Source organism: Acidisoma sp. C75, from assembly GCF_054665095.1.
Genome location: NZ_BAAFHD010000003.1, coordinates 94,878 through 114,978, shown reverse-complemented (window position 1 = coordinate 114,978; position 20,101 = coordinate 94,878). Strand labels below are relative to the sequence as shown.

The window sequence follows — 20,101 nt, the reverse complement described above, 5'->3', positions numbered from 1 at the left end:
CCAGACGGCAGCCAGGAAGACGGCAGCCAAGAAAAAGGGCGGCCCCTATGCGGAGCCGCCCTCGCATCCGGGCCCGAGGTTCGGCGTTCAGCGCGCCTGGACGCTGCGCGACATCGAGAAGATCGAGCGGATCTCGCTCCGGTTGAGGCCGATATCGGCGAGTTCGCGATCGCTCAGCCGATCGAGTTCGTTGATCACCGCGGTACGCCGCCCGATCTCGCGCATCCACTGGCCGAGACGCAGGGCGGGGGCGCTGAGGCGAGCGACGCGGCCGGCGATGCCATGCGGCGCGCGGCTGGCGGAGGAGGTATGAATGGCGGCGTTCATTGCAAAATGTCCTTACTGGCAAAGCCGTTTTGGCAGCGGCCCTGTGTTGGGTGGCGATATAGCAACACCCGTTGCAAAGATGCTGTGGCAAGAAGATCGGGCTGACATGCAGCGCTAGCATGAACACGAAAAATCTATGTCCATGACACATATCTTTCACGAAAGTATCGCGATGCCGCCATTTTCCGGCCGTCTTGCCGCTCTTCGCCAAGCAATGGAGGCCGCGGGCGTGCAGGGCTTCCTCATTCCGCGGGCCGATGAACACCTCGGCGAATACGTCCCCGCCGGGGCGGAGCGCCTCGCCTGGCTCACAGGTTTCACGGGCAGCGCCGGCCTCGCCATCGCGCTCGGCGAGCAGGCTGCCCTCTTCGTCGATGGGCGCTACGTGCTGCAGGTGCGGCAGGAGGCCGATCCCGCGCTCTGGACCTTCCGCCATATCACCGACGAGCCGCCAGCGGCCTGGCTGAAGCAGGTGGCGCCCCCCGGCGCGCGCATCGGCTACGATCCGCTGCTGATCGCCGAGGACGCTCTGCGTCGGCTGACCGAGGCGCTGCCGGGCATGAGCTTCGTGGCGCTCGCGGGCAATCTGATCGACCGCATCTGGCAGGACCGGCCGGCGCCGCCCCTCGCCGCCGCCCAACCCTATGCCGCGCGCTTCGCCGGGCGCGACGCTGCCGAGAAGCGGGCCGAGATCGCCGCCATCCTGCAAGCAGCGGGCGAGGATGCCGCCGTCCTTACCGATCCCGCCTCGATCAACTGGCTGCTCAATATCCGCGGCGCCGACGTGCCTTTCACCCCCTTCGCGCTCGGCTTCGCCCTGCTCGCGGCGGATGGCTCGGCCCAGCTCTTCATGGCGCCGGAGAAGATCGACGCCGCGACCCGGGCGCATCTCGGCAATGCCGTCACCGTCTTGCCGCGAGCGGACCTCGCCGCCGCCCTCGCCGCGCTCCGCGGCAAGCGGGTGCGGGTCGATCCCGCCGCCTCGCCCATCTGGTTCGCGCAGACCCTCGCCGCCGCCGGAGCCGAGGTGGTGGCGGGGGCCGATCCCTGCGCGCTTCCCAAGGCCTGCAAGAACGCGGTGGAGCAGGAGGGCGCGCGGCGGGCGCATCTGCGCGATGGCGCCGCCCTCTGCCGCTTCCTGCATTGGCTCACCGAGCATGCCGCGAGCGGCCGGGAGAGCGAGATTTCGGCCGCCGAGACGCTTCGCGCCTTCCGTGCCGAGGCGGCGGAATTCCGCGGCGAGAGCTTCGGCGCGATTTCGGCGGCGGGCGAGAACGGCGCCATCATGCATTACCGCGTCTCGGCGGCGAGCAACCGGCCGATCCGCCCGAATGAGGTCTATCTCATCGATTCCGGTGCGCAATACGAGGATGGCACGACGGACGTGACCCGCACCATCTGGACCGGGCCGGAGGCGCCGCCGCCGGTGCTGCGGGACCGGTTCACCCGCGTGCTCCGCGGGCATATCGCGATCGCCTGCCTGCGCTTCCCCGAAGGCATTGCCGGCCCCCATCTGGACAGCTTCGCCCGCGCCGCGCTCTGGCAGGTCGGGCTCGATTTCGACCATGGCACGGGCCATGGCGTCGGCGCCTATCTCTCGGTGCATGAAGGCCCGATGGGGCTTTCCCGGGCGGCCAAGCCCATCCCCTTCAAGCCCGGCATGATCCTCTCCAACGAACCGGGCTACTACCTGCCCGGCGCCTACGGTATCAGGTTGGAAAACCTGCTCATCGTGCAGCCGGCCGCCCCCGCCCCCGATGGCGTGAAGCCCTTTCTGGAGTTCGAGACCATCACCTTCGCCCCCTTCGACCGCAGGCTGATCGAGCCTGCGCTGCTGACCCCGGCCGAGCGCCTCTGGCTCGATGGCTACCACACCGAAGTGCTGCGGCGGATCGGCCCGCTCCTGCCGCCCTGCCCGGCAGCGGCCTGGCTTGCCGCCGCTTGCGCGCCGCTCCAGCCCTGATCCGTCTTGCCGACCATTCTGCAGGTCCTCCCCAGCCTCGATAGCGGTGGCGTCGAGCGGGGAACGGTCGAGATGACGGCGGCGATCGCCGCGCGCGGCTGGACGCCGCTGGTGGCGAGCGCCGGCGGCCGACTGGTGCCCGATATCCTCCGCGCCGGCGGGCGCCACCTCACCCTGCCGCTCGCCACCAAGAATCCCCTCGCCATCCTGCGCAATGCCGGCCGGCTCGCGGCGGCGATGCGGCAGGAGGGAGTCGATCTCGTGCATGTCCGCTCGCGCGCGCCCGCCTGGTCGGTGCTGGGGGCGAGCCGCGCCACCGGCATCCCCTATCTCGCGACCTATCACGGCGCCTATCGCGATGGCAGGCGCGCCAAGCGGCTCTACAACAGCGTGATGGTGCGGGGGGCGCGGGTGATTGCCGCGAGCGGCTTCATCGCCGATCTCATCCGCGCCCAGCACGGCGTGCCGGAAGCGAAGCTCCGCCTCATCCCGCGCGGGATCGACCCGGCGGTCTTCGATCCGCGCGCCGGGCTCGGGCTGCGCGTCGGCCGGCTGGCCCAGGCCTGGGGCCTGCCGGAAGGGGCGCGCATCGTGCTGCTGCCCGCCCGCATTTCGCGCTGGAAGGGGCAGAGCGTGCTGATCCGCGCGATCGCCGAGCTCGGCCGCCCGGATGTCTTCGGCGTCTGCATCGGCGCGGATCAGGGCCGGCACGGCTATGTGCGCGAATTGCTGGACGAGGCGGCGGCCCTCGGCGTCACCCGCCAGATCAAGCTCGTCGGCCATGTCGCCGATATGCCGGCGGCGCTGATGCTCGCCGATGTCGTCGTCAGCGCCTCGACCGAGCCCGAGGCCTTCGGCCGCGCCGTGATCGAGGCACAGGCGATGGAACGGGTGGTGATCGCCGCGAACCATGGCGGCGCGGCGGAGACGGTGAGCGACCAGGAAACCGGGCTCCTGGTGCCGCCGGGTGACGCAGCGGCGCTGGCCGCCATGATCGCCGCCGTGCTCGATGCGCCGGAGGAAGCGCGGGCGGAGATGGGCGCCCGCGCCCGCGCCCATGTCCTCTCCCGCTACACGATCGCCGCCATGCAGGCGGCGACGATCGCAGTCTATGAGGAGATCCTGGGCGGCGGCTGAGGCGCGGTCTCAGCCCGCCGGGGGCACCGGTTGAGGAGCGCTGGCGGCAGGAGCGTGATCGCCATGCAGATGATCGAGCCGGCCGCGCGTCTCGATCCGGAACACCCAGGTGACGACGGCGCCGAGCAGCGAGGAGCCGATCAGCAGGATAAGCAGCGCCTGGGTGCCGATGCTCTTGAGCAGGATGGGGAAGAGAAAGGCCGTCAGCACCGCGCCGACCTTGGCGAAGGAGGCCGCGAAGCCCGCGCCATAGCCGCGGATATGCGTCGGGAAAACCTCGCCCGCCAGCAGGTAGGTCTGCGCGTTCGGGCCCATATTGGTCATGAAGTTGAAGAGCATGAAGCCCGCGAAGAGCAGGGTGAGCTGCGACCCACCGGCGAGGTTCTCGGACAGCGCGGCAAGGCCGAGGCCGATCGCGCAGCCGACGAAGCCGATGATCTGCAGCCAGATGCGCCCCGCCCGCTCCACCATCATGATGGCGGCGAGGATGCCGATGATGAGCAGCACATCGAGCAGCGCCGTGCCCTTGGCGGAAAGCTCCACCTTGTGGATGAGGCCGGCGACGCTCTGCGCATGCCCGGCGGCGCCGAGCGTTGCCGCCAGGATGACGGGCGTGAAGATGCCGATGCCATAGGTCGAGAGATCCTGGAGGAACCAGGGCAGCGAGGCGAGGAAGGTCGCGCGGCGGTTCGCCGGGGTGTCGAAGAGCGACATCATCCCGCCCTTGGGCGCCCGATGGCCGCCGAGCGCCGCATCATGATGCGGGTTGATGAGATCGACGACCTTCGGATAGGGCGGATCGCGCTGCAGGAGCATGAGCGTCGCGGCTTCCGCCTCCTTGATGCGGCCGCGCGAGACCAGCCAATGCGCGCTGTCGCAGACGAAGAAGCGCCCGATGACGACGAGGATCGCGGGCGGGATCGCCATGGCGAACATATAGCGCCAGGCGTCGATACCGGGATGGAAGGAGAGGATGACGACGCCGAGCAGCGCGCCGCAGATCGCCCCCACCGCCTGGAAGGCGAAGGCGCCGAGGATAAGCATGCCGCGCCCCCGGCTCGGCACCGCTTCGGCGATGACGACATGCGCGGTCGGGTAATCGCAGCCGAGCGCCATCCCCACGCCGAAGAGGCAGACGGCGAGCCAGACGAAGCTCGGCGAGACCACGAGGGCGACGAGAAAGAGGACGAAGAGCGCCATCTCGACGATGAACATCGGCTTGCGGCCGAAGATGTCGGCAAGCCCGCCGAGCATCGTGGCGCCGATGAGGATGCCGAAGAGGGTGGCGGCGGAGACGATGGAATTGCCGGTGGCGTGCAGGCCGAAGCTCGCATCGATCAGCGGCAGGGCCACGCCTGTCATGAAGACGACGAGGCCTTCGAAGAACTTGCCGGCGACCGCGAGGCCCCAGATACGCTTCTGCATCCCCGTCATCGGCAGGGAGGTCACCATCGTGCCATCGGGCCAGACGGGGATTTCGTCGATATAGTCCTGAACGGTCTTGCCGCCGCGGCGGGTGCCGGGCGGAGGCATCATCTGGTCCATAGGTCGGCCTCGGCTTGGGGAATGCTTACCAAGTTGTAAGCGAAGCCGGCGCGCCGTTCAGAGACAAGGGCGTGAAACCACGCCGCGCCGGCTCACCCCTCCGCGGCGTCATCCTTGAAATAGGGCTCGACCGCGCCCTGCACCTTCATTGTGAGCGGGTTTCCCTGCCGGTCGAGCGACTTGCCGACGGCGAGCCGCACCCAGCCCTCGCTGACGCAATATTCCTCGACATTGGTTTTCTCGACACCCTTGAAGCGGATGCCGACACCGCGGGCGAGTACCGCTTCGTCGAAATAGGGGCTGCGAGGATTGACGGAGAGACGGTCGGGCGGGGTATCGGTCATCGTGGCATCGGGCCTTGGCAGAGAGGATCGGAGGAAAGGGCGAGGCAGCGGGCGTAGTGCCCGCCGCTCACAACCCGCGTTCGGCGAGGAAGGCGCGGAAGGCTTCGGCGTAATCGGGGTGCCAGCGGGAGAGGGGCGGCCGGTTCTCGACGATATCCATCGCCGCCCAGAGCATCCGGGCATTGTCGAGCTCGCGCGACACGTCGTTATCCGGGCAGATGATGTAGAAATCCCCCGCCTCCATGCGCTCGACCATGAAGCGGGTGACCTGCGCGGGCTCCCAGGCGCCGGCCGGCTTGGTGTCGGACCGGGTGAGGCCGGTGAAGGTAAAGCCTGGCACCAGGAGATGAGCGGCGACCGCGCAGCCCGGCCTCTGCCGCAATTCGTGGGCGAGCGCCTCCGTCAGCACCTTCACCCCGGCCTTCGAGACATTGTAGGCGGTATTGCCCGGCGGGCAGGTGATGCCTTGCTTGGAGCCGGTATTGACGATGGCGGCGGGGCCGCCTTGCGCGATCATCGCCGGGGCGAAGATCTGGGTGCCGTGGACGACGCCCATGAGGTTGACGCCGAGGATCGCATCCCAGACCTCGGGCTCGCCGAAGATCTGCCCGGCACCCTCACGCCCGGCATTGTTCATGAGGAAGTGCACCGCCCCGAAGGCGCCGTACGCCTCCTCTTGGAGGTGCTCCACGCTGCCGCGATGGCTGACATCGGTATGCACCGCGATCACCCGGCCCTGACGCCCCTGTTCGTAATTCTCCTCGGAGAGGCGCGTGCCGAGCTTGAACAACACCTCGTCGTTCACATCGGCGAGGCAGAGATGCATGCCGATGGCGGCGCAGAATTCGGCGGTGGCGAGCCCGATGCCGCTGGCGGCGCCGGTTATGACGGCCACGCGGCCGGGCTGGAAGACGGGGTGGGAGGAGGTGGGGAAACCGGCCATGGCGCACCTTGCGGATCGGGTGGGAGCGCGCTCAATCTAGCCCTCCCGCGCCCCTCGGCAAGAGGGCCAAGCCGGGGCCGGGCGCAAAGCGGCCTTATCCTTGGCCGCAAGCAAAAGGGCGCGAAGCTTGCGCCCGCGCCCTTCTGGATCCTGCCGCTTCATCTCGCGGGCAGTGCCCGCGCCCTAGGGGCGCGCGGCGCCTGCCAAGACTGCAGCTGGTCACTCCGCCGTCGGCGCCGCCGCGGCTTCTTCGCCGAGCACGTCCACACGGCCGCCCGCTGCCTCGATCGCCGCCTTGGCCGAGGCCGAGACGCCGGAGACCGCGATGGTGATCGGCCGGGTGACGGCGCCGCGGCCCAGCAGCCGCACGCCCGCCACCTTGGCGAGGTTGACGACACCGGCCGCGCCGAGATCAGCCTCGGTGATCGTCTGGCTGCCGTCGAGCACGCCGACGCTCACCGCATGTTCGAGCAGATCGAGGTTCAGCGGCGCGTAAACCTTGCGCGTCGGGTTCTTGAACCCGCGCTTCGGCAGACGCCGATAGATCGGCAACTGGCCGCCCTCGAAGCCATTGAGGGAGACGCCTTCGCGGGCCTTCTGGCCCTTCACGCCCTTGCCCGAGGTCTTGCCCTTGCCAGAGCCGATGCCGCGGCCGAGGCGCTTGGACTTCGGGCGGGCGCCCGGGTTATCCCGCAGTTCATTGAGCTTCATGGTTCAATCCTCAAGGCCTGACCGGGGTCAGGCCTTCTCCACAACCGTCACAAGATGGGCGACCTTGGCGATCATGCCGCGCACGGAGGGAGTATCCTCCAATTCGCGCACCCGGCCGATCTTGTTGAGGCCGAGCCCGATCAGGGTCGCCTGCTGGCCGGGCTTCTGCCCATTGCCGGAGGCGATCTGCTTCACTGTTACCGTGCGATCAGCCGACATCGGCCACCTCCGCCACGTTCTCGGACGCGCTGTCACGCTTGCCCAGGATATCGGACACCTTCTTGCCGCGCCGCGAGGCGACCGAGCGGGGGCTCGCGCAGTGCTGCAAGGCATCGAAGGTCGCCTTGATCATGTTGTGCGGGTTGCGGCTGCCCATGGACTTGGCCACCACATCACCGATGCCGAGCGTTTCGAGAACGGCGCGCATCGGGCCGCCCGCGATGATGCCGGTGCCGGCCGGGGCCGAGCGCAGAATGACCGAGCCCGCGCCATAATGGCCGAGCACGTCATGATGCAGCGTGCGCCCTTCCTTCATCGGCACGCGGATGAGGCCGCGCTTGGCCCGCTCCGTCGCCTTGCGGATCGCTTCCGGCACTTCGCGCGCCTTGCCGGCGCCGAAGCCGACGCGGCCCTTCTGATCGCCCACCACCACCAGGGCGGCGAAGGCGAAGCGACGGCCGCCCTTCACCACCTTGGCGACGCGGTTGATCGTCACCAGCTTATCGATGAACTCGTCGCCGTGCTCGCGGTCGCGATCGCGATCCCGCTCGCGCCCGCCGCGGCCGCCACCCTCTCTCGGTTCCCGTGCCATTGCTTCGTTCCCCTTAGAAGGCCAGCCCGCCCTCACGGGCGGCATCGGCCAGAGCCTTGACGCGACCATGGTAGAGATAGGCGCCACGATCGAACACAACTTCCTTCACACCAGCGGCAAGAGCGCGCTCGGCCACCAGCTTGCCCACGGCGGCGGCGGCATCGGTATCCGCCCCCGTCTTGAGCGCCGTGCGCAGATCGCGATCGAGCGAGGAGGCGGCAGCGAGCGTGCGGCCGGCCGCGTCGTCGATCACCTGCGCATAGATATGCTTGCTGGAACGAAACACCGACAGCCGCACCCGGCCACCGGACTTCTGGCGCAGCTGGAAGCGCAGGCGCTCCCGCCGACGCGCCCGGAGATCCTGGTTCGCGCTCATTACTTCTTCTTACCTTCTTTCCGGCGGATGGTCTCATCCACGAACTTCACGCCCTTGCCCTTATAGGGTTCCGGCGGACGCTTCGACCGGATTTCGGCCGCAACCTGGCCGACCAGCCGCTTATCCACACCCTCGACCTTGATCGTCGTCGGCTTCTCGCAGGTGATCTTGATCCCCTCGGGGATCGGATAGACCACATCGTGGGAAAAGCCGAGGTTGATCACCAGGTTGGAGCCCTGCACCGCGGCACGATAGCCCGTGCCGTTCACTTCCATCGTCTTGGAAAAGCCGGCCGAGACGCCCTTCACCATATTGGCGATATGGGCGCGCGTGGTACCCCACATCATGCGGGCCGGCGTTTCCTTGGTCTTGGGCGCAACCGTCACCTGCCCGCCCTCGACCTTCGTTTCCACGAGATCGGTGAGCGGCAGGGTGAGCGTGCCGAGCTTGCCCTTGGCCGTCAGGATGTTGTTGGCGATGGCCACCTCAACCCCGGAGGGGATAGCGACCGGATATTTACCTACTCGCGACATTATCTCGGCCCCCCTTAGAAGACCCGGCAGAGGACTTCGCCGCCGACATTGGCGGCGCGGGCCTCTTGATCGCTCATCACGCCGCGCGGCGTGGAGAGGATGGAAACGCCCAGGCCGCTATAGACCCGGGGCAGTTCCTTGATCTTGGAATAGACGCGGCGGCCGGGGCGGGAGACGCGGGTGATCTCCTTGATGACCGGCTGGCCCTCGTTATACTTCAGCTCGATGCGCAGCTGAGCGACGCCGGGGCGCACTTCCTCGGTCGAGAAGCCACGGATGTAGCCTTCACGCTTCAGCACATCGAGCACATTGGCCCGCAGGCGCGAATTGGGCGCCACGCAGCTCGCGTGGTTCGCCCGCTGCGCGTTGCGGATGCGCGTCAGCATATCCCCCAAGGGATCGGACATGGACATGGGTGATCCCTTTCCTTACCAGCTTGCCTTGACCATGCCGGGGATCTGCCCGGTGCTGGCGAGGTCACGCAGCGCGATGCGGCACAGGCGGAACTTGCGGTAGTTGGCGCGCGGCCGGCCCGTCAGTTCGCACCGCAGGCGCACGCGCGTGGCGGAGCCGTTGCGCGGCAGCTGCGCGAGCTTCAGAGTCGCTTCGAAGCGGTCTTCGACCGGGATCTCGCGGTTCTTCACGATCGCTTTCAGAGCCTCACGCTTGGCCTTGTCGCGCGCGGACATCTGCATGCGCTTGGCGTTGCGGTTGACCTGGGAAGTTTTGGCCATCCTGTTTTACCCTCCGGAACCTATCGGCCGACGCGCGAGGCGCTGCCGTGGTTTTCCAAATCTCGTCGAGTTAAGCTCAGTTAGCGAAGGGAAGATCAAAACCCTTAAGCAGGGCCTTGGCTTCCGCGTCGGTCTTCGCCGTGGTCACGAACACGATGTCCATGCCGCGGATCGCGTCCACCTTGTCGTAGACGATTTCCGGGAAGATGATCTGCTCGCGCACACCCATGGCGAAATTGCCGCGGCCGTCGAAGCCCTTGCCGGTGATGCCGCGGAAATCGCGCACGCGCGGCAGCGCGATCGTCACCAGACGGTCCAGGAACTCATACATACGGTCCGCGCGCAGCGTCACCTTGCAGCCGATCGGCAGGCCCTTGCGGATCTTGAAGCCGGCGATCGCCTTCTTGGCCACCGTCTTCACCGGCTTCTGGCCGGAGATCAGCGCCATCTCGGCCACCGCCGCATCGAGCTTCTTCTGGTCCGCCGCGGCTTCGCCGACGCCCATGTTGAGCACGATCTTCTCCAGGCGCGGCACCTGCATCGGATTGGTGTATTTGAACTCGTCCTGCAACTTCGCGCGCACAACTTGGTTGTAATGCGCGTGCAGCCGCACCTTGGTCTTCACGTCGCTCACCCTTCGGCTCCTCAGCTCTCGATGAGTGAACCGGACTTCTTGGCGACACGCACCTTGCGGCCGTCCTCCAGAATCCGGAACCCCACCCGGGTCGGCTGATCGCTCTTCGGATCGATCAGCATAAGATTGGACAGGTCGATCGCGCGCTCGCGGCGGACAAGACCGCCCTGCTCGCCGACGCGGCTCGCCTTCTGGTGCTTCACCGCAACCGCCACGCCCTCGACCACCGCGCGGTTCAGCTTCGGCTGAACCTCACGGACTTCGCCCCGCTTGCCGCGATCGGCGCCAGAAATGACGACGACGCGGTCCCCTTTGCGAATACGCGCGGCCATATCAGATCACCTCCGGCGCGAGGCTGATGATCTTCATGAACTTGCGGGCGCGCAGCTCGCGCACGACGGGCCCGAAGATACGCGTGCCGATCGGCTCCATCTGCTTGTTGATGAGCACGGCGGCATTGCGGTCGAAGCGGATGGCGCTGCCATCGGCGCGGCGCACCGGGAAAGCCGTGCGCACGATCACCGCCTGGTGCACGTCGCCCTTCTTCACCTTGCCGCGCGGAATGGCATCCTTCACGGCGACGACGATGACATCGCCGACCGAGGCCGTCTTGCGCTTGGACCCGCCGATCACCTTGATGCACTGCACGCGGCGCGCACCGGAATTATCGGCGACATCGAGATTGGTCTCGGGGTGGATCATGGAAGCCTCCTCAACCCTGGGCCGGAGCGGCGGCAGCAGCGAGATTCTCGCCGTTCCGCTCGATCACGATCCACGCCTTACGCTTGCTGATCGGCGGGCATTCCTCGATCCGAACCAGGTCGCCAGGCTTGCACAGGTTTTCCTCGTCATGTGCGGCATAACGCTTCGACCGACGAATGAACTTCTTGTACAGCGGGTGCATGACGCGACGCTCGACCAAGACCGTCACGGTCTTGTCCATCTTATCGCTTACCACCCGCCCTGACAGGACGCGCCTAGACATCGCCCTAAACTCCTCAGGCCTTGGCGGAAGCGCGGGCGCGCTCCGCGATGATGGTTTTCACACGGGCGATCTCACGACGCACCGTCTTCACGCGAGCCACGTTTTCCGACTGGCCAGTCGCGCGCTGGAACCGCAGGTTGAACTGCTCGCGGTGCAGATCGACGAGCTGGCTCTCCAACTCGTCCGGGGACTTCGCCCGGATATCGCTCGCTACCTTGTTCGCCATGATCACGCCTCCCCGATACGGGTGACGAATTTGGTCTTGATCGGCAGCTTCGCCGCCCCAAGCGTCAGCGCCTGCTGCGCGATTTCGGGGGAGACGCCGTCGATCTCGAACATGATCCGGCCAGGCTTGACCCGAGCCACCCAAAACTCGGGGCTGCCCTTGCCGGAGCCCATACGCACTTCGGCGGGCTTCGCCGAAACGGGGACATCCGGGAAGATGCGGATCCACACGCGGCCGGCACGCTTCATATGGCGCGTGATGGCGCGGCGCGCAGATTCGATCTGGCGAGCGGTGATCCGCTCCGGCTCCAGGGCCTTGAGGCCGAAGGCGCCGAAGGTGAGCTGCGTGTTACCCTTGGCGAGGCCGTGAATGCGGCCCTTGTGCGCCTTGCGGTATTTCGTGCGCTTGGGAGAAAGCATTGTTCCAATCCAATCCTTACCGCTGCGGCGCCTGTTCGGCGGCCTTGCGGTCCTGCGCCATCGGATCGTGCGCCAGGATCTCGCCCTTGAAGATCCAGACCTTCACGCCGCATGTCCCGTAGGTCGTCTTCGCGGTGGCCACACCATAATCGATGTCGGCGCGGAGCGTGTGCAGCGGCACCCGGCCCTCACGATACCATTCCATGCGGGCGATTTCGGCGCCGCCGAGACGGCCGCCGCAATTGATGCGGATGCCCTGGGCGCCAAGCCGCATGGCGGACTGCACGGCCCGCTTCATCGCGCGGCGGAAAGCAACGCGCCGTTCCAGCTGCTGAGCGATATTCTCGGCCACCAGCGTCGCATCGATCTCGGGCTTGCGGATCTCCATGATGTTGAGCGAGACCTCGGCCTTCGCCATCGTGGTGAGATCCTTGCGCAGAACCTCGATATCCTGGCCCTTTTTGCCGATGACGACGCCCGGCCGCGCGGCATAGATCGTCACGCGCGGCTTCTTCGCCGGCCGCTCGATCACGACGCGGGAAACGCCGGCGCCCGACAGCTTCTTGCGCAGATGCGCACGCAGCTTGAGGTCTTCATGCAGCAGCTTGGAATAATCGCGGCCGGCGAACCAGCGGCTTTCCCAGGTGCGGTTGATACCGAGGCGAAGGCCGATCGGATTGACTTTATGACCCATCTTAAACGGCCTCCTGCTCGGTCGCCGCGGCTTCCTGAGCGCGCTCTGCAACCACGATCTTGAGGTGGCTGAACCACTTCTCCACCCGGGCGGCGCGGCCGCGGCCGCGGGCATGGAAGCGGCGCATCACGATGGAGCGGCCGACTTCCGCCTTCGTCACCACCAGACGATCGACATCGAGCTGATGATTGTTCTCGGCATTGGCGATCGCGCTCTGCAAGGCCTTGCGCACGTCGTTCGCGATGCGGCGCTTGCTGAAGGTCAGCTGCGCGACGGCGACGGCGGCGGGCTTGTTGCGGATCATGCCGGCGACAAGGTTCAGCTTGCGGGGGCTCACGCGCAGGTTGGACACCAGCGCCTGAGCCTCGGTCTCGGCGAGACCACGGGGATGTTTCGGCTTGCTCATCGGATCAGCCCCGCTTCGCCTTCTTATCGGCCGAGTGGCCCGTGAAGGTACGCGTCGGCGCGAACTCGCCGAACTTGTGCCCGACCATATTCTCATTGACCTGGACGGGCAGGAACTTGTGCCCGTTGTAGACGCCGAAGGTGAGCCCGATGAACTGGGGCAGGATCGTCGACCGGCGGGACCAGATCTTGATGATTTCATTGCGGCCCGAGGCGCGTGCGGCCTCGGCCTTGTTCAGGAGGTACCCGTCTACAAACGGGCCTTTCCAAACGGAGCGTGACATGGACTCAGCCCTTGCTCTTGTTGCGCCGGCGGATGATCAACTTGTCCGTCCGCTTGTTAACGCGAGTCTTGTAACCCTTGGTCGGCTTGCCCCAAGGCGTGACCGGATGGCGGCCACCCGAGGTGCGGCCTTCGCCACCACCATGCGGGTGATCGACCGGGTTCATGACGACGCCGCGGTTATGCGGGCGCCGACCGAGCCAGCGGGAGCGGCCCGCCTTGCCGATATGGATGTTCGAATTGTCCGGGTTGGAGACGGCACCGATCGTCGCCATGCACTCCGCCCGCACCACGCGCAGCTCACCCGACATCAGCTTGATCTGGGCGTAGCCCACATCCTTGCCGACGAGCTGGGCGAAAGTCCCGGCCGAACGGGCGACCTTGCCGCCAGCACCCGGCTTCATCTCGATATTGTGGATGATCGTGCCGACCGGAATCGCTGCCATCGGCATCGCATTGCCCGGCTTGATATCCGCCCGCTGGCCCGAGACCACGGTATCACCCACCGCCAGGCGCTGCGGCGCCAGGATATAGGCAAGCTCGCCATCCTGATACTTGATCAGGGCGATGAAGGCGGTGCGGTTCGGATCGTATTCCAGCCGCTCGACAGTCGCCGGCACGTCGAACTTGCGCCGCTTGAAATCGACGATGCGATAGCTCTGCTTGTGTCCGCCGCCGCGGAACCGCACCGTGGTGCGGCCGTGATTGTTGCGACCGCCCGAGGAGGACTTGCCGACCGTGAGGCCCTTCACCGGCTTGCCCTTCCACAGCCCCTCGCGGGAGACAAGGACGGTGCCGCGGAGGCTCGGGGTGACGGGATTAAATTGCTTCAGCGCCATGATCTATTCCTCAGAGCCTCAAGCGATGCTCGTCGTGAAGTCGATCGACTGGCCATCCGCCAGCTGCACGATCGCCTTCTTCACATCCGCGCGCTGGCCCGGCCGGCCGCGGAACCGCTTCGTCTTGCCCTTGGTGACCATCGTGTTCACCGCGAGCACCTTGACGCCGAACAGCGTCTCGACCGCGGTCTTGATCTCGGGCTTGGTCGCCCCGATCGCGACGCGGAAGGACACCTGGCTCCGCTCGGTCAGAACGGTCGCCTTCTCGGTGATCACCGGGCTGCGGATGACGTCGTAGATCGCCTCGCGGGACATCTTCTCGGCGCGCTTGCGCGCGGCAAAACCGGGGGTGCTCATGCTGCCTTCTCCGTCGCGGGCACGCTCTTGTCGGCGAGACGCGCCGTCAAACCTTCGAGCCCGGCCGCGGTGACGACCAGCACGTCGTGGCGGAGAATGTCGAGGACATTCGCGCCGACCGTCGGCAGCACATCGACGCCCGGAATGTTGCGGCTGGCGCGCAGGAAGCCGGCATCGACATCGGCATCGACGAAGAGCGCCGAGCTGAGGCCGAGCGCACGCAGCTTCACCGTCAGCTCCCGCGTCTTCTCGACGCCGGCGGCACGGTCGATCACCACGAGCTTGCCCTCCGCCTGCTTCTGGGAGAGCGCGGAGATGAGGCCGAGGCGGCGCACCTTCTTCGGCAGGTCGTAGCCATGGTCGCGCACGACCGGGCCATGCACCACGCCGCCGGTGCGGAACTGCGGCGCCCGCAGGCTACCCTGGCGGGCATTACCCGTGCCCTTCTGGCGATAGGGCTTCTTGGTGGTGCCGGAAACTTCCGACAGGCCCTTCACCTTATGGGTGCCGGCGCGGCGCTTCGCCTGCTGCCAATGCACCACACGCGCCATGATATCGGCCCGCGGGGTCGCGGCGAAGATCTCGTCGGCGAGTTCGGCCGTGCCGGCCGTGCCGTTATCGAGGGTTTTGATGTCGATCTGCATCTCGCTATCCTCAACCCACCAGCGCGGCGGGATAGGCGGCATCCGCCGGGCGCGCGCGCTTGATCGCGTCACGCACCAGCACATAGCCACCGCGGGCACCGGGAACCGCGCCCTTGACCATGACCAGCCCACGCTCGACATCGACGCCGGCAACCTCGAGGTTGAGGGTCGTGATGCGATCCTGGCCGAGATGGCCCGCCATCTTTTTGTTCTTGAAGGTCTTGCCGGGATCCTGCCGGTTACCCGTCGAACCCAGGCTACGATGGCTGATGGAGACGCCGTGGCTCGCTTCGAGACCGCGGAAGTTCCAACGCTTCATGCCACCGGCGAAGCCCTTGCCCTTCGAGATGCCGCACACGTCGATCTTCTGCCCGACGGTGAAATGCGCCGGCGAAATGACCGCGCCCGGTTCGAGCAGCGCATCTTCGGCCACGCGGAACTCGACGAGCTTCTTCGCCGGCTCCACCTTCGTCTTGGCGAAGTGGCCGCGGTTCGGCTGGCTGACGTTCTTCACCTTGGCGAGACCGAAGCCCAGCTGGACTGCGGTATAGCCATCGGTTTCCTGGCGACGGGTGGTGACCACCCGCACCTGGTCGAGGTGCAGAACAGTGACGGGAACATGGCTCCCGTCCTCCTTGAAAAGCCGGGACATGCCCAGCTTCTTGGCGATCACTCCGGTGCGCATAGAGGCGGTCTTTCCAGGCTCAGATCTTGATCTCGACATCGACGCCCGACGCGAGGTCGAGCTTCATGAGCGCGTCCACCGTCTGCGGCGTCGGCTCGACGATATCGAGGAGGCGGCGATGGGTCCGGATCTCGAACTGCTCGCGGCTCTTCTTATCAACATGAGGGGAGCGGTTCACGGTGAACCGCTCAATGTGCGTCGGCAAGGGGATCGGGCCGCGAACCCGGGCACCTGTACGCTTCGCCGTGTTCACGATCTCCTTGGTGCTGCTATCCAGCACGCGGTGATCATACGCCTTCAGGCGAATGCGGATGTTTTGATTGTCCATCTTCAGGCTTCCAGTTTCGCGGCCTCAATCACGTCCCACTCAGTCTTACGCGGTCACCTTCGCAACCACGCCGGCGCCGACGGTGCGGCCACCTTCGCGGATCGCGAAACGCAGACCGTCATCCATGGCGATCGGCGCGATCAGCTCGACATCCATGGAGACGTTGTCGCCCGGCATCACCATCTCGGTGCCTTCGGGCAGGGTGACCACGCCCGTCACGTCGGTCGTGCGGAAGTAGAACTGCGGGCGGTAGTTGGTGAAGAACGGCGTGTGGCGGCCACCCTCTTCCTTGGTGAGGATGTAGGCCTCGGCCTTGAACTTCGTGTGCGGCGTGATCGAGCCGGGCTTGGCGAGAACCTGGCCACGCTCGACGTCTTCACGCTTCGTGCCGCGCAGCAGCGCACCGATGTTGTCGCCGGCCTCGCCCTGATCGAGCAGCTTGCGGAACATTTCGACGCCCGTGCAGATCGTCTTCTGCGTGGTGCGGATGCCGACGATCTCGATTTCGTCGCCAACCTTGAGGATGCCGCGCTCGATACGACCGGTGACGACGGTGCCACGGCCAGAGATCGAGAACACGTCTTCGATCGGCATCAGGAAGGGAAGATCCTTCGGACGCTCCGGCTGCGGGATGTATTCGTCAACCGTCTTCATCAGCGCCAGGATCGCCTGCTCACCGAGTTCCGGCTGCTTGTCTTCCAGCGCGCAGAGGGCGGAGCCCTTGGTGATGGGGATATCGTCGCCGGGGAACTGGTAGGAGGAAAGCAGCTCGCGCACTTCCATCTCCACGAGTTCGAGCAGCTCCGGATCGTCCACCATGTCCACCTTGTTCATGAACACGACGAGCGCCGGCACGCCGACCTGGCGGGCAAGAAGGATGTGCTCGCGGGTCTGCGGCATCGGGCCGTCAGCCGCAGAGACCACGAGGATCGCGCCGTCCATCTGCGCCGCGCCCGTGATCATGTTCTTCACGTAGTCGGCATGGCCCGGGCAATCGACATGCGCGTAGTGGCGGTTGGCGGTCTCGTATTCCACATGCGCGGTCGAGATCGTGATGCCACGGGCGCGCTCTTCAGGCGCCTTGTCGATCTGGTCATAGGCGGTGAAGGTCGCGCCACCAGCCTTGGCCAGCACCTTGGTGATGGCGGCTGTTAGCGAGGTCTTGCCATGGTCCACGTGACCGATGGTGCCGATGTTGCAGTGAGGCTTGTTACGCTCAAATTTGGCCTTAGCCATCGTCTTCTCTCCGTGAGCCGACTTGCTACCGACGTGTTAGGTCTGAACAGTGTTACCAGCGGTAATGGCTGAAAGCCTTGTTGGCTTCGGCCATCCGATGGGTATCTTCGCGCTTCTTCACGGCGGCGCCGCGATTGTTCACGGCATCCAACAATTCGTTGGAAAGCCGATCCTCCAAGGTGTGCTCGCCGCGCTTGCGCGCCGAGTCGATGATCCACCGGATCGCCAGAGCCTGGCGACGCTCGGTGCGCACTTCGACGGGCACCTGATAGGTGGCGCCGCCGACGCGACGTGAGCGCACCTCAACGGTGGGCTTCACATTGTCCAGCGCCTCGTGAAAGAGGCGCACCGGGTCGGCGCCGGCACCGCCACGCTTCTTCAGCGTGTCGAGCGCGCCGTAGACGATCCGCTCGGCCGTGGACTTCTTGCCGTCATACATCAGCACGTTCATGAAACGGGTGATGACGACATCGCCGAACTTGGCGTCCGGGAGAATTTCGCGCTTGACCGCGCGGTGACGACGACTCATGACCGAACCCCTTACTTCGGACGCTTCGCGCCGTAGAGCGAACGGCGCTGGCGGCGCTTGGCGATGCCCTGGGTATCGAGCACACCGCGCAGGATGTGATAGCGGACGCCGGGAAGATCCTTCACGCGGCCGCCACGGATCAGGACGACGCTATGTTCCTGAAGGTTGTGGCCTTCGCCGGGGATGTAGCTCACCACCTCATAGCCATTGGTGAGGCGCACCTTGGCGACCTTACGAAGCGCCGAGTTCGGCTTCTTCGGGGTCGTGGTATAGACGCGCGTGCAAACGCCGCGCTTCTGCGGGCAGCCCTGCAGAGCCGGCACTTTGTTGCGCGCCTTATTGGGTTCGCGCCCCTTAGCAATCAACTGGTTGATCGTCGGCATAGACCTCGTTTCCGATCTTCACATCCCCGCCAAGGCCGACCCGTATCCGCACAGAAGCCCGCCCCACGGGGGATAACCCCCGCATGCGGACTGTTCCTCGCCGCGGTCTGAGCCAGGGCTTGCCCTGGCGGCTCCGCAGCGGCGGATGATGCGTTTACGGGCCTGAACCCAGACGTCTCTGTCTGGGGTCCGGCCGAGGGCGCGATACCTACGGGGAGGGGGGGCAGGAGTCAAGCACATGACAAGCTTGTCTGACGCGCGAAGCCCCCGGCCGCCGTGAAGGTGCTATGCGTCCCCGGCGGCCCAACCGCCAGCAGCGTTCGCCCGCGCCTCCCCCCTCGACGGGGAGCGCCTGCGCCGGGATAATCTCGTCTGCCCCAGGCTAAAACCGCGGGCCTGCCACCGCCCACCCGGATCGCCGACCGAGACCGCAGGACGAAGGAAGTAGAGAATGAGCCAAGAGGCCCAGGTGCCGGCGGCCGAGAGCGCCACCTCCGCCCCGGATGCGAATATGCTCGCCCATATCAGCATGCGCGGCAATGTGCTCGGCTGGGTCGGGGAATGGCTTGGCGCGCCGGGCAGCGGCCTCGCGATCGAGGCGCTGCTGATGGCCCCGGCGCCGCCGGGGGCCGACCCCGCCGAGCCGCGGCCGGAATACCAACTCATCTATAAGGAGGGGCTGCGCACGCCCTGGACGCTCGCCGGCCAACTCTGCGGCAGCATGGGGCTCGGCCTGCCGGTCTGCGGCGTCCGCTTCCGGCTCAATGCCGATGCCGCCGGCCTCTACCAATGCCGCTACGATGTCGCCTTCACCGGCGGCACCGAGGCGCGGGATCTGTCGGACGGGGAGGCCGCGATCGCGCCAGCGGGCCAGGCGGTGGAGGCGCTCCGCCTCGTCATCGCGCCGCGGGAGGAGCCGGCGCCGCTCATCCTGCTCAATGACATCGACACCACGCGCCCGCCGGCCTGGCGGGATTCCGACCGGCCCGACGATCCGGCGATCCGGCTGCGGCTGGCTTCCCCCGCCTTCCCGACGGCGCCGCCGCAGATCCTGAACGCAGAGAAGATCCCTGCCCAGGCGCGGGCGCTGATGAACCTCTCCTTCGAACGCGGCGTCTTTCAGGAACGCACGGTGCCGCTCCGCATCGTCGAAGGGGCGATCGTGGTGGGGGAGGGCCTCGCCTTCGATCCTGCGCTCAACCTCATCCCCGGCACCGACAACCTCTATTCGGCAAGTGAGGTCGCCGCCGGGCGGGAAGCGGCGCGCGCCGCCCGCGGCAGCGGGGCCATGCGGCATATCGGCGGCTTCAGCCAGCTCTGCACCAGCCGGGCGGCCCATAACTACGGGCATTTCCTGGTGGAGATGTTTCCCAAGGCCTGGCTCGGCGCCCAGTTGCTCGCCCACCGCGCCCCCTCCTTCCTGGTGCAGGACAACGCCATGCTGCCGGTGGTGCGGGAGGCGCTCTCCGCGATCGATATCAACCCCTTCGCGGTGGTGCCGATCGGGCCGGATGCGGTGGAATGCGAAACGCTCGTGCTGCTCGACGGGCTGACCGAGCATGGCGTCTATCAATCCCCGCTCTGCTTCCAGGCACTGCAAAGCCTCGCCGCGCCTGTGCCGGCCGCGCCCTATCGCAAGCTCTTCATCCCCCGCCACGCGCCGCACCGGGCGCTGACCAACCAGGAGGCGGTGGAGGCGGCGATGCGCGAGCGCGGCTTCACCATCGTCGATCCCGGGCGGTACACGCTCGTGGAACAGATCGCCCTTTTCAAGGGCGCCTCGCTGATCGTCGGGCCGCTGGGCGCGGCGCTGACCAATGCCGCCTTCGCGCCGCGCGGCGCGCGGGTGGTGGCGCTGACGCCGCAGAGCTACCCCGATACCTTCTTCTGGTTTCTCTGCCAGCATGCCGGGCTGCAGTATGAGGAGGTGCGCGGCATCGACGTCGCCGGCACACCCGAAATCGAGGAGAGCTGGAACGAGGGCTTCACCCTGAGCGACGACGATATCGCCTATCTCGCGGCCCTCTGAG

31 protein-coding genes are annotated in these 20,101 nt (G+C 66.7%); 3 read left to right on the top strand and 28 right to left on the bottom strand.

Annotated elements, in window-relative coordinates; genetic code table 11:
• Positions 1–87: 87 nt before the first annotated feature.
• The gene (locus tag ACYQ7X_RS04930) at positions 88–327 is read right to left on the bottom strand and encodes a DUF1127 domain-containing protein (RefSeq protein ID WP_459695737.1); all 240 of its coding nucleotides are present in this window, start codon (positions 325–327) and stop codon (positions 88–90) included.
• A gap of 142 nt (positions 328–469) precedes the next feature.
• Here ACYQ7X_RS04930 and ACYQ7X_RS04925 point away from each other — a divergent pair, with 142 nt between their 5' ends.
• A complete protein-coding gene (locus tag ACYQ7X_RS04925) occupies positions 470–2,290 on the top strand; it encodes an aminopeptidase P family protein (protein WP_459695736.1) in 1,821 nt (606 codons plus the stop codon).
• A 6-nt stretch (positions 2,291–2,296) separates the two neighbouring features.
• On the top strand, positions 2,297–3,427 hold the full coding sequence (locus ACYQ7X_RS04920; RefSeq protein ID WP_459695735.1) for a glycosyltransferase family 4 protein: 1,131 nt from the start codon (positions 2,297–2,299) through the stop codon (positions 3,425–3,427).
• A gap of 9 nt (positions 3,428–3,436) precedes the next feature.
• Here the strand turns inward: ACYQ7X_RS04920 and ACYQ7X_RS04915 are convergent, their stop codons facing one another.
• From ACYQ7X_RS04915 to rpsL, 27 genes are all read right to left on the bottom strand, one after another.
• Positions 3,437–4,972, bottom strand: a complete 1,536-nt coding sequence (locus tag ACYQ7X_RS04915; protein WP_459695734.1) for an MFS transporter — start codon at positions 4,970–4,972, stop codon at positions 3,437–3,439.
• A 92-nt stretch (positions 4,973–5,064) separates the two neighbouring features.
• On the bottom strand, positions 5,065–5,316 hold the full coding sequence (locus ACYQ7X_RS04910; protein WP_459695733.1) for a DUF3297 family protein: 252 nt from the start codon (positions 5,314–5,316) through the stop codon (positions 5,065–5,067).
• A gap of 67 nt (positions 5,317–5,383) precedes the next feature.
• The gene (locus ACYQ7X_RS04905) at positions 5,384–6,259 is read right to left on the bottom strand and encodes an SDR family NAD(P)-dependent oxidoreductase (protein WP_459695732.1); all 876 of its coding nucleotides are present in this window, start codon (positions 6,257–6,259) and stop codon (positions 5,384–5,386) included.
• 219 nt (positions 6,260–6,478) lie between these two features.
• Positions 6,479–6,970: a 50S ribosomal protein L15 gene (rplO, locus tag ACYQ7X_RS04900; RefSeq protein ID WP_459695731.1), complete on the bottom strand. Its 492-nt coding sequence runs from the start codon at positions 6,968–6,970 to the stop codon at positions 6,479–6,481.
• 27 nt (positions 6,971–6,997) lie between these two features.
• Entirely contained in the window at positions 6,998–7,189 is a 192-nt protein-coding gene (gene rpmD / locus ACYQ7X_RS04895; protein WP_459695729.1) for a 50S ribosomal protein L30, read from the bottom strand.
• Positions 7,179–7,781 (bottom strand): 30S ribosomal protein S5, encoded by a 603-nt coding sequence (gene rpsE / locus ACYQ7X_RS04890; RefSeq protein ID WP_459695728.1) that lies wholly within the window; start codon positions 7,779–7,781, stop codon positions 7,179–7,181. The genes rpmD and rpsE overlap by 11 nt, the downstream gene beginning before the upstream one ends.
• Positions 7,782–7,794: 13 nt before the next feature.
• Complete coding sequence (rplR, locus tag ACYQ7X_RS04885) at positions 7,795–8,157, bottom strand: 50S ribosomal protein L18 (RefSeq protein ID WP_459695727.1); 363 nt, start codon at positions 8,155–8,157, stop codon at positions 7,795–7,797.
• Positions 8,157–8,690 (bottom strand): 50S ribosomal protein L6, encoded by a 534-nt coding sequence (gene rplF, locus ACYQ7X_RS04880; RefSeq protein WP_459695726.1) that lies wholly within the window; start codon positions 8,688–8,690, stop codon positions 8,157–8,159. Before rplF ends, rplR begins: the two co-directional genes overlap by 1 nt.
• Positions 8,691–8,704: 14 nt before the next feature.
• Entirely contained in the window at positions 8,705–9,103 is a 399-nt protein-coding gene (rpsH, locus tag ACYQ7X_RS04875; RefSeq protein ID WP_459695725.1) for a 30S ribosomal protein S8, read from the bottom strand.
• Positions 9,104–9,118: 15 nt separating this feature from the next.
• The gene (rpsN, locus tag ACYQ7X_RS04870) at positions 9,119–9,424 is read right to left on the bottom strand and encodes a 30S ribosomal protein S14 (protein WP_459695724.1); all 306 of its coding nucleotides are present in this window, start codon (positions 9,422–9,424) and stop codon (positions 9,119–9,121) included.
• A 76-nt stretch (positions 9,425–9,500) separates the two neighbouring features.
• Positions 9,501–10,058: a 50S ribosomal protein L5 gene (gene rplE / locus ACYQ7X_RS04865; protein ID WP_459695723.1), complete on the bottom strand. Its 558-nt coding sequence runs from the start codon at positions 10,056–10,058 to the stop codon at positions 9,501–9,503.
• Between the two features lie 11 nt (positions 10,059–10,069).
• The gene (rplX, locus tag ACYQ7X_RS04860; RefSeq protein ID WP_459695721.1) at positions 10,070–10,390 is read right to left on the bottom strand and encodes a 50S ribosomal protein L24; all 321 of its coding nucleotides are present in this window, start codon (positions 10,388–10,390) and stop codon (positions 10,070–10,072) included.
• A 1-nt stretch (position 10,391) separates the two neighbouring features.
• Positions 10,392–10,760, bottom strand: coding sequence for a 50S ribosomal protein L14 (rplN, locus tag ACYQ7X_RS04855; RefSeq protein WP_459695720.1), 369 nt, complete (start codon positions 10,758–10,760; stop codon positions 10,392–10,394).
• A gap of 10 nt (positions 10,761–10,770) precedes the next feature.
• Positions 10,771–11,043 (bottom strand): 30S ribosomal protein S17, encoded by a 273-nt coding sequence (gene rpsQ, locus ACYQ7X_RS04850; protein WP_459695719.1) that lies wholly within the window; start codon positions 11,041–11,043, stop codon positions 10,771–10,773.
• A gap of 13 nt (positions 11,044–11,056) precedes the next feature.
• Positions 11,057–11,269, bottom strand: coding sequence for a 50S ribosomal protein L29 (gene rpmC / locus ACYQ7X_RS04845; RefSeq protein WP_459695718.1), 213 nt, complete (start codon positions 11,267–11,269; stop codon positions 11,057–11,059).
• A gap of 2 nt (positions 11,270–11,271) precedes the next feature.
• Positions 11,272–11,688: a 50S ribosomal protein L16 gene (rplP, locus tag ACYQ7X_RS04840; protein WP_459695717.1), complete on the bottom strand. Its 417-nt coding sequence runs from the start codon at positions 11,686–11,688 to the stop codon at positions 11,272–11,274.
• A gap of 16 nt (positions 11,689–11,704) precedes the next feature.
• Complete coding sequence (gene rpsC, locus ACYQ7X_RS04835; RefSeq protein ID WP_459695716.1) at positions 11,705–12,382, bottom strand: 30S ribosomal protein S3; 678 nt, start codon at positions 12,380–12,382, stop codon at positions 11,705–11,707.
• Between the two features lies 1 nt (position 12,383).
• Positions 12,384–12,788 (bottom strand): 50S ribosomal protein L22, encoded by a 405-nt coding sequence (rplV, locus tag ACYQ7X_RS04830; RefSeq protein ID WP_459695714.1) that lies wholly within the window; start codon positions 12,786–12,788, stop codon positions 12,384–12,386.
• Between the two features lie 4 nt (positions 12,789–12,792).
• Complete coding sequence (gene rpsS / locus ACYQ7X_RS04825; protein WP_459695713.1) at positions 12,793–13,071, bottom strand: 30S ribosomal protein S19; 279 nt, start codon at positions 13,069–13,071, stop codon at positions 12,793–12,795.
• Between the two features lie 4 nt (positions 13,072–13,075).
• Positions 13,076–13,909, bottom strand: coding sequence for a 50S ribosomal protein L2 (gene rplB / locus ACYQ7X_RS04820; RefSeq protein WP_459695712.1), 834 nt, complete (start codon positions 13,907–13,909; stop codon positions 13,076–13,078).
• 18 nt (positions 13,910–13,927) lie between these two features.
• On the bottom strand, positions 13,928–14,224 hold the full coding sequence (locus ACYQ7X_RS04815) for a 50S ribosomal protein L23 (RefSeq protein WP_459696022.1): 297 nt from the start codon (positions 14,222–14,224) through the stop codon (positions 13,928–13,930).
• A 38-nt stretch (positions 14,225–14,262) separates the two neighbouring features.
• Positions 14,263–14,910, bottom strand: a complete 648-nt coding sequence (rplD, locus tag ACYQ7X_RS04810; protein WP_459695711.1) for a 50S ribosomal protein L4 — start codon at positions 14,908–14,910, stop codon at positions 14,263–14,265.
• A gap of 10 nt (positions 14,911–14,920) precedes the next feature.
• Positions 14,921–15,595 (bottom strand): 50S ribosomal protein L3, encoded by a 675-nt coding sequence (rplC, locus tag ACYQ7X_RS04805; protein WP_459695710.1) that lies wholly within the window; start codon positions 15,593–15,595, stop codon positions 14,921–14,923.
• Positions 15,596–15,614: 19 nt separating this feature from the next.
• Positions 15,615–15,923 carry a 30S ribosomal protein S10 gene (gene rpsJ / locus ACYQ7X_RS04800; RefSeq protein WP_325354946.1) on the bottom strand — a complete coding sequence of 103 codons (309 nt, stop codon included), beginning with the start codon at positions 15,921–15,923 and terminating at the stop codon, positions 15,615–15,617.
• Between the two features lie 45 nt (positions 15,924–15,968).
• Complete coding sequence (gene tuf, locus ACYQ7X_RS04795; RefSeq protein ID WP_459695709.1) at positions 15,969–17,159, bottom strand: elongation factor Tu; 1,191 nt, start codon at positions 17,157–17,159, stop codon at positions 15,969–15,971.
• A gap of 52 nt (positions 17,160–17,211) precedes the next feature.
• On the bottom strand, positions 17,212–17,688 hold the full coding sequence (gene rpsG / locus ACYQ7X_RS04790; RefSeq protein WP_459695708.1) for a 30S ribosomal protein S7: 477 nt from the start codon (positions 17,686–17,688) through the stop codon (positions 17,212–17,214).
• 11 nt (positions 17,689–17,699) lie between these two features.
• On the bottom strand, positions 17,700–18,071 hold the full coding sequence (rpsL, locus tag ACYQ7X_RS04785; RefSeq protein WP_011631258.1) for a 30S ribosomal protein S12: 372 nt from the start codon (positions 18,069–18,071) through the stop codon (positions 17,700–17,702).
• Positions 18,072–18,522: 451 nt separating this feature from the next.
• On the opposite strand from rpsL, the gene ACYQ7X_RS04780 reads away from it, so the two are divergent.
• Positions 18,523–20,100: a glycosyltransferase family 61 protein gene (locus tag ACYQ7X_RS04780; RefSeq protein ID WP_459695707.1), complete on the top strand. Its 1,578-nt coding sequence runs from the start codon at positions 18,523–18,525 to the stop codon at positions 20,098–20,100.
• Position 20,101: the final 1 nt, after the last annotated feature.